The organism is Pseudomonas sputi (assembly GCF_021603585.1).
GTDB lineage: Bacteria > Pseudomonadota > Gammaproteobacteria > Pseudomonadales > Pseudomonadaceae > Aquipseudomonas > Aquipseudomonas sputi.
This window is the reverse complement of sequence record NZ_BQHI01000001.1, coordinates 504820-510986: the sequence shown is the minus strand read 5'-3', so window position 1 is coordinate 510986 and position 6167 is coordinate 504820. Positions and strand designations below refer to the sequence as shown.

Sequence of the window (6167 nt, the reverse complement as noted above, 5' to 3'; positions counted from 1 at the left end):
ACACACAAACCACCCCAAGCCCCAGCACCACCCCGTGAATCACAAACGTGAAAATCAGCGCCTGCACAATTTGCCCGAACGTATCCGGCCGCTTGAAGGCCGTCAGGGTGTAGAAAATCCAGGTCGAGATAAACCCCGGGATAAGGTACTGCAACAGCGGAATCACTTCTTTCACCAGATCATCCATGATCGGTCGCTCCTTGAATCAAAAAACAATCCTCCCAACACAGCAATGCCGGCCCGTAATGGGCCTGCATTCAAAGCCTAGCGCACGCGAAAAGAACGCCCGCGCGCAACTGTCACCGCGCATTACGCATCCTGCAGAATCAGATTCACGCCCTTCTCTTCATCAGCACCGCCGCAGGAAGGTTGATGCACGAGGCGGATCGTTTCATCATCGCGCAAGGTTTCGAGGAGTAACGCCATGACCCGTTATCAGCCGCTGAACTGTGATCTGCACGACTATCTGGAAATCGCCTGCCTGCGCGGCTATCAGCTGGACATTGAGCTGATCGACGGTCAGCGGCTGATGGCCCGGGCCGTGACCACGCGAACCAGCAGTGACAAAGAAGAATTCCTGGTGATCGAGCAACAAGGCGCGCAACAGGAAATTCGCCTCGACCAATTGCTCGCGATCACGCCTCAGGAGGCCAACGCCGAGTTCGGCCGGGTGGTCCTTGCCGGAGGAGTTTGCGGAATCTGAACAAAAAATCCCGCCGGGCATCAACCGGGCGGGATTTTTTGTGACGCGCCGTTTTACGCTACGACGGGAATCATCGGATCCGCAGCGGCCAGCGCGCTGGTACGGTCAGCCGCTGGCGGATAGATCCACTGGGTGTTGATCTGGGTCTTGAGCGACTTGCCCTCCTCCTTGACCAGTTTCACCTGACGATCCCAGCCTTCGGTGTACACCGCGCCCCAGGCGCCGAGGTCAAGGCAAGTCACGTATTTCGGCTGACTGTATGGCGTCGGGGCGACCCCCAGGATCTGCGCCGCAACGTTGTTGCCAGCATGCCGGCCGAGGGAAATCGCGTGCTGGCAGGTCATCAGGGCGAAGTTGCCGATATCGTCGGTGGCCGCGTACGCCACGTCGCCGGTGGCGAAGATGTCGTCCTGACCGATGACTTTCAGATTGGCATCAACGTGTAGCCGGCCCTGACGATCCCGCTCGGCAGGAATCTGTTCGGTCAGGGAGCTGGCGCGCACGCCGGTGGTCCAGACCACGGTTTTTGCCTCATCTGGCAGAGCTGCAAGGGGTGCCGCTGGATTACCTGGCGAAGATCTTCACCAAACTGGCCAAAGGCAAACTGGTGGAGTCCACCGGCGGCGTGCGTGGCGGCTTCACCCTGGCGCGGCCGGCGGATGAAATCACCCTGCTCGACATCGTCAATGCCATCGATGGCCGCAAGAACATTTTCGAGTGCCGGGAGATACGCGGACGCTGCGCGCTGTTCGATGGCTCGCCGCCGGACTGGGCGCTGGAAGGCCCCTGTTCGATTCACGCCGCGATGATGACCGCGCAGAAACGCATGGAAGAAGCCCTCGCCCAGCAGACCATTCTCGACATCGCCAGGAAGGTCGGGCGCAAGGCGCCGGCAGGGTTCAACAGCCAAGTGGAAGACTGGATGCAGGATCGCCGGGAAAAGAAGACCGGTGGCGCCGGCATTCCACTCATCGACCTCTCGGACTGAGCTCGATCAGCAGGCAAAAAAAAGCAGAAACCGATCACCGGTTTCTGCTTTTTTTATTTCGCCATTACAGGCAATCACGCACCGCTTTGCGCAACGACCCGGACTTCGCCCAAGGCGGCCCCTGATACAGGGAAACGCGGCTGCCGTCCTTGTACTTGACCACATCGAGAATCTCGTCGGCGGTGACGATGCTCGGCGCGGTGATTCGGTAGCCATTGGAAATCGCTGTCTGGGACGTCTTGGCAACGTCCTGCTGCCACAGCGGCAATACACACGCGGCGTAGTCCTTGGGAGTCTTGGCGCTGGTCTTGCTGACATTCGGCTCGCCCGGCACCAGTGACGCGGGCAACGAACAACCGGCCAATGCCGCCAACAGCATCCCCCCGATCAACATCCGCATGGTGATTCCTTCATCTGAAAAACGCGAATGTACCCTGTAACTGTTCGGACATCCATCGTAGCGCTCTGCCGGCATTCTGCGAAAACCGGGCCTGACAGACGACCCTTGACCCACTCCCGGAAAATGCGGCTACTCTTTTCTACCGAGAATGTTCCGGAGGTGATCATGCGGCTCAATGAATACGAACACGAACTTCAGCGTGACCTGCAAAGCGTGGCATCGGACCTGAGATGGTCGGCGGTGGACCTCAAGCGCATCGCCGAGCAACTGCGCCAGTCGGGCAACGAGGCGGACGCCCAGGCGGTGCTTCGATCCTGCGAAGTGCTGCAAAGCGATGAGGAGCGCCTGCAACTGTATGCCCGGGAAGTGAAAGCCCGCGCCATCAGCCGAACCAAAGTCCACTGAACCTCACCGTGCCCACAGCAGAAAGCCCCGGACAACCGGGGCTTTCTCTTCACAGGCCTTCAGTCTGCCTTGCGAGCGCGTACGCGGCTTTTGTACCCCGGCAGCGCGGCGGCGTAGGCCAGCGCCTCCTCGCGACTGGCAAACGAAGCGAGCCGGTCACCCTGCGTGCAGACCCGCCATGGGCCATTGTTCACGCTGAGTACGTCGTAGCCATTCATGTGCATTTTGTTCAGCATCGCCCTGCTCATAGGCACCTCCTGTCTGCTAACGAACTTTTCCACCTTACACCCGCCATGCTTCGTCGTGCCGACCGAACGTCGCACTGCGGCCGCGTCAAGTCTCCGGCACTTTTGCCACCGTCAGGCACTCAGAACCTCTAAACCGGCGGCGGCCCGAATATTGCTAATTCATGACAGATTTATGACAACCGATCATCGGGTAACACATGAAAGTACGTGCAACCGTCATTTGCGAGCAGGATCGACACATTCTCCTGGTGCGCAAACCCAGGTGCCGTTGGACACTTCCTGGGGGTACCGTCGAACCGGGAGAAACCCGCGCGCAGGCCGCCGTCCGCGAACTCAAAGAAGAGACCGGCCTGGACAGCGATGACATGCTTTATCTGATGGAATTACAGAACGGCAGCACCCGCCACCACGTCTACGAGGCAGCGGTGCTGAACATTGATCAGGCGCGCCCGCTGAATGAGATCGTCGACTGTCTCTGGCACCCGCTCGATGCGGTGCAGAACCTGAACGTCAGTGACGCCACGCTGAGCATCGTCCGCGCCTTTCGGCGACGCCTCTGACCCTCAGCCGGCGAACGCCCGGCGTCCGGCGTTCATTTCAGTGCGTAGTTCGCCGATGAAATTGGAGATGTCACGAATGGTGACCAGGTGCTCCGGGGAAACCCCGTTGAGCAGCAGGTCGACACGCCCGCTGTCGGGTTCGTAAACCTTGATCTGCAAGAGTCCCTGCGCCGTTTCGGTGCAATCGCAATACAGCGGGGAAAAACCGGATTCGACGATGCGGCAAATGTCGGCAATGGCAATCATGGGGGCACGCCTCACAGGCGTTGGCTCTGGCGACCCGTTCAGCATAGATGAGCTTTTGGCGACCCGCTCTCGCCGCCCATTGCAAAAATTGCCAACCGCTTCACAACTTCAAGTGGCCGCATTCAATGGGCATCGTGATCCCAGATCCAGTTCCAGATCCCAGGCAGATCCACAGGTTTCGACGACTCGCGCACCGTGCGCGCCAGTGCGGCTTTTTCCAGCGCCGCGCGATCGTCATAGAACGGTTTGTCTGCCAGTCGTACGCCGGTGGCGGCGGCGCTGTCGAGCAGAATCTGCAAGTACTCGCGGGTGTGGCGGGCGGTATAGCGATTGAGGTCGTGGAAGGTCACCACCACCGGAATGACCCCATCCACCGTTGGCAGTTCGCCGTTGGCAATCCGCTCTCGGACTTGCGACAGCTGACGCAGCATGTTCGCCCGCCGCCGGGGGCTGGCGTTGAAGCCCCAGATTTTGCCGTCGTTGGCGCTCAAGTCGGTCAGCAACACCTGCATATGGTGCTGCTGATAGGCGGCGAAGGTGCGTGTGTCGTAGTTCCAGAATGGTGGACGCAGTAACGTCGGCGGCACGCCGGTGATCGCCGCGATGTCCGCCGAGCCGTTGGTCAGCGCCGTTTCAAGCTCGTCCGGGTCGAGCAATCGATGATTGGTGTGCCAATGGGTGGCGGTGTGAAAACCCAAAATGTGCCCTTCAGCGTGCTCGCGGCGCATGACCCGCCGACCGATCTCGCTGTTGCCCGCTCGCGGCGCCCGGGTCTGGACGAAAAACACCGCTTTGATATTCGGCTGCAGCGGGTTGTCCTTGAGGCTGTCGAGCACGGTTTCGGTGGGATTGAAAAAACCGGAAGCGCTGGGCCCGTCATCGAAGGTCAACAGAAAGCGCACGGGCGCCTGAGCCTTCAGCCGAGCCTCGGTCTGTGCGGACATTTCGATGGGAGCAGCGATGCATCCGGCCAGACCGACGGCCACCGCCATCGCGCAGAAAAGCTTGAACCACTGTGTCATGTTTTGCCTTGAGCCCGACCGTTGCGGTCATATTGTCGATTGGCAAAACTCCTTCGCCACTGCTGCCTCCCTGCGACCCAATGAGATGGGCCGAGGTTGGATAAAGATTACACAGGGTTTGGTTCAGGCGCTCGCTCAGCGTGCCAGCGCCTGTCTGGCGGCCAGAAACAGACACTCCGCATCTGCGACAAACCCCGAGAAATCCCAGGTCCAGCGACCTGGTCTGCAACGCCTTGGCCAACGGCGCGGCGGCCTGGAAGCGGAGCAAAGTCAGCTGGGCGCTGAGCCAGGGCAGCAAGGATTGAACCGTGCAACTAAGCTGAAACCTTCAGGCAGGTGTTTGCCGGAGGGGCGGCCGATGTGCGGAAGACTGTCGCAATACCGGGGCATCCACGATTTCGTCGCGGTGCTGAGCATTCCCGATGCGCTGATCAATCACGTCGGCGACGCGCCGCTGGCGCATTACAACGCTGCGCCCACGACGTCACTGGCCATCCTCCATCAACATCAACAACGGCTGCACGCCGACAATCTGCGCTGGGGCTGGCGCCCGCACTGGGCCAAGGATCGCGCCGCACCAATCAACGCGCGGGTGGAAAAAGTCGCCCACGGGCCGTTCTTTCGAGCGATCTGGCGCCATCGACTGATCGTGCCGGTCGACAACTGGTTCGAGTGGGTCAATGCACCCGACCAGAGCCGACAGCCCTGGCTGATTCGTCGCACCGATCAGCAACCGGTTTTCTGCGCCGCCATCGGCCAGTTTCCGACACCCGGCGGACCACCTCGGGATGATGATGGTTTCGTCATCATCACCGCCAACAGTGAAGGTGGTTTGCTCGATGTCCATGACCGACGCCCGATCGTGTTGAGCGCTGATCGCGTGCAGGAATGGCTCGATCCCGCCACCCCCACGGACCGCGCCGAGCAGATGCTGCTGTTCGAAGCCGAACCCAGCGAAGCGTTCCAATGGCACAAAGTCGGCAAAGCGGTGGGTAACTCCCGTCATCAGGGCGCCGAATTGATCGAAGAAATTGCATAAACAAATGCCGCCGCCATGCGTTATCAAGAGCAGAAGTCCACGCATCGAATCCTGCGCGTTACACCCGGTGTTTCAAACGCGAAACAATCAACTGAAACAATCGTTTGATTGAACTAACCGCCCGTCTGACATTTCAACCGTCATACATACATTTACAAACACTACGGATAGCATGCGCGCCGCATTTCCTTTTGGCATACCAGTTGACCAAAGAGTCAGCAAAACCAGGAATCCCCCACAAACTTACAAGCCTTGCAGAGAACTAAGTTGCGCGACGATTTTGCAATCAAACAGGTCACCGGCCTGGAGTGTATTCATCTGTCCACGACAGAACGCTTTCAACTCGACTGTTTTATCGGCCACTACATCAAGACTCGAAACCTGCGTGACGTACCCGATATCGACCGCATCCTGCGCACCACCCTCGAAAGCTATCCCTGCCACCCGCCGGTGATGGTCAACGAGTTGAATGCCTGGATCGACAAGACCTTGGGTTATCGGGCCGCCCACCCCGATTTCACGCAGCTGGACGATCTGTGATGAACGAAAAAGCCCC

General features: G+C 59.5%; 10 protein-coding genes and 2 pseudogenes. 6 read left to right on the top strand and 6 right to left on the bottom strand.

What is annotated here, in order from left to right:
• A pseudogene (locus tag L6D81_RS02505) lies at positions 1–187 on the bottom strand (hypothetical protein); the annotation flags it as partial.
• 237 nt (positions 188–424) lie between these two features.
• On the opposite strand from L6D81_RS02505, the gene L6D81_RS02500 reads away from it, so the two are divergent.
• Positions 425–703, top strand: a complete 279-nt coding sequence (locus L6D81_RS02500; protein WP_236177779.1) for a Rho-binding antiterminator — start codon at positions 425–427, stop codon at positions 701–703.
• A 53-nt stretch (positions 704–756) separates the two neighbouring features.
• Here the strand turns inward: L6D81_RS02500 and L6D81_RS02495 are convergent.
• A pseudogene (locus L6D81_RS02495) lies at positions 757–1236 on the bottom strand (FAD-dependent oxidoreductase); the annotation flags it as partial.
• Between L6D81_RS02495 and L6D81_RS02490 the strand changes: the two are divergent.
• Positions 1230–1691: an RrF2 family transcriptional regulator gene (locus tag L6D81_RS02490; RefSeq protein ID WP_236177778.1), complete on the top strand. Its 462-nt coding sequence runs from the start codon at positions 1230–1232 to the stop codon at positions 1689–1691. The pseudogene L6D81_RS02495 and the gene L6D81_RS02490 sit on opposite strands and share 7 nt — an antisense overlap.
• A gap of 64 nt (positions 1692–1755) precedes the next feature.
• Here L6D81_RS02490 and L6D81_RS02485 read toward each other — a convergent pair whose 3' ends face one another.
• The gene (locus L6D81_RS02485) at positions 1756–2091 is read right to left on the bottom strand and encodes a hypothetical protein (protein WP_236177777.1); all 336 of its coding nucleotides are present in this window, start codon (positions 2089–2091) and stop codon (positions 1756–1758) included.
• A gap of 165 nt (positions 2092–2256) precedes the next feature.
• Between L6D81_RS02485 and L6D81_RS02480 the strand changes: the two genes are divergently transcribed.
• Positions 2257–2496: a hypothetical protein gene (locus tag L6D81_RS02480; protein ID WP_007950501.1), complete on the top strand. Its 240-nt coding sequence runs from the start codon at positions 2257–2259 to the stop codon at positions 2494–2496.
• Between the two features lie 59 nt (positions 2497–2555).
• Here L6D81_RS02480 and L6D81_RS02475 read toward each other — a convergent pair whose 3' ends face one another.
• A complete protein-coding gene (locus L6D81_RS02475; RefSeq protein WP_236177776.1) occupies positions 2556–2744 on the bottom strand; it encodes a DUF2188 domain-containing protein in 189 nt (62 codons plus the stop codon).
• Positions 2745–2941: 197 nt separating this feature from the next.
• Here L6D81_RS02475 and L6D81_RS02470 point away from each other — a divergent pair, with 197 nt between their 5' ends.
• Positions 2942–3304, top strand: a complete 363-nt coding sequence (locus L6D81_RS02470; protein ID WP_236177775.1) for an NUDIX hydrolase — start codon at positions 2942–2944, stop codon at positions 3302–3304.
• Positions 3305–3307: 3 nt separating this feature from the next.
• Here the strand turns inward: L6D81_RS02470 and L6D81_RS02465 are convergent, their stop codons facing one another.
• Together L6D81_RS02465 and L6D81_RS02460 are read right to left on the bottom strand one after the other, a co-directional pair.
• Positions 3308–3550, bottom strand: a complete 243-nt coding sequence (locus tag L6D81_RS02465) for a DUF1652 domain-containing protein (RefSeq protein ID WP_236177774.1) — start codon at positions 3548–3550, stop codon at positions 3308–3310.
• A gap of 122 nt (positions 3551–3672) precedes the next feature.
• On the bottom strand, positions 3673–4572 hold the full coding sequence (locus L6D81_RS02460; RefSeq protein ID WP_236177773.1) for a polysaccharide deacetylase family protein: 900 nt from the start codon (positions 4570–4572) through the stop codon (positions 3673–3675).
• 358 nt (positions 4573–4930) lie between these two features.
• On the opposite strand from L6D81_RS02460, the gene L6D81_RS02455 reads away from it, so the two are divergent.
• Positions 4931–5611, top strand: coding sequence for an SOS response-associated peptidase (locus tag L6D81_RS02455; RefSeq protein ID WP_236177772.1), 681 nt, complete (start codon positions 4931–4933; stop codon positions 5609–5611).
• A gap of 267 nt (positions 5612–5878) precedes the next feature.
• Complete coding sequence (locus L6D81_RS02450) at positions 5879–6151, top strand: hypothetical protein (RefSeq protein ID WP_236177771.1); 273 nt, start codon at positions 5879–5881, stop codon at positions 6149–6151.
• Positions 6152–6167 lie beyond the last annotated feature (16 nt).